The sequence below is a fragment of the Flavobacterium sp. UW10123 genome (genome assembly GCF_040538975.1).
In the GTDB taxonomy this organism is placed as follows: Bacteria; Bacteroidota; Bacteroidia; order Flavobacteriales; family Flavobacteriaceae; genus Flavobacterium.
In genome coordinates this window covers 1-1,037 of sequence record NZ_JBEWQE010000039.1, presented here as the reverse complement: position 1 = coordinate 1,037, position 1,037 = coordinate 1, and the positions used below count along the sequence as shown (strand labels likewise).

The window sequence follows — 1,037 nt, the reverse complement described above, 5'->3', positions numbered from 1 at the left end:
TCAACGCTAACTTGAATATTTTCTCCTTTAGCAAAAGACGTTTTGTTAAGTTTAAGATTTTTATAATCGAAAGTCGTATAACTCAATCCAAAACCAAATGGAAATTGAGGCGTTTTCTCCACATCCATATAATGAGACCAGAAAACATTCTTATCGCTATCTGTTGGTCTTCCCGTGCTATATTTGTTGTAATAAATCGGCACCTGACCTACATTTCTAGGAAACGACATCGGCAATTTTCCACTCGGATTATAATCTCCGTATAGAACCTGTGCAATTGCATTTCCTGCTTGAGTTCCTAAATGCCAAGCTTCAACTATTGCAGGAACATTCTCTGCTGCCCAAGGAATACTCAACGGACGGCCATTATTTAAAACCAAAACGACATTCGGATTTACTTTGTAGATTTCCTCTAATAATTCCTGCTGCAGCCCTGGCAAGTTCAAATCAGTTCTGCTTCTTCCTTCGCCGCTTTGGAAACCGTATTCGCCCAAAACCATTACTACAACATCGGCATTTTTCGCTGCTTTTTTCGCTGCTTCAAATCCGCTTTTGTCTATGGTGTTGAAAACTGTTTCCGTTAAGAAAGTCGCTTTTTGTTTCAATAAATCAGCACCTTTTTCAAAAGTCAGCTGATTGTCTTTGTACTGCTGCATTCCTTCTAAAACAGAAACCGCAGTATCGTCAGAAGCTGCAATTCTCCAGCTTCCCAACGGACTGTTTTTATCATTTGCCAAAGCGCCAATCAAAGCGATTTTCTGCCCTGATTTTTTCAGCGGAAGCAGATTCTTTTCGTTCTTCAATAAAACAATGGATTTTTTTGCCATATCCAAAACGCCCTCGTTATTAGCTTTGCTTCCAACAACTTCTTTTTCGCGTTTTTCATCGCAATATCTGTACGGATCATCAAATAATCCCAATTCAAATTTCACTCTTAAAATTCGGCGAACGGCATCATCAACCAAAGATTCTTTTACTTTTCCAGATTTTACTAAATCAACCAATTTCGCCACATACAAATACGATTCCATATCCAT

At 38.6% G+C, this 1,037-nt stretch carries 1 protein-coding gene; it reads right to left on the bottom strand.

Annotation, left to right across the window (positions count from 1 at the left end):
• The coding region (locus tag ABXT06_RS22700) for a glycoside hydrolase family 3 C-terminal domain-containing protein (protein WP_354592755.1) at nucleotides 1–1,037 on the bottom strand (1,037 nt) is incomplete at both ends.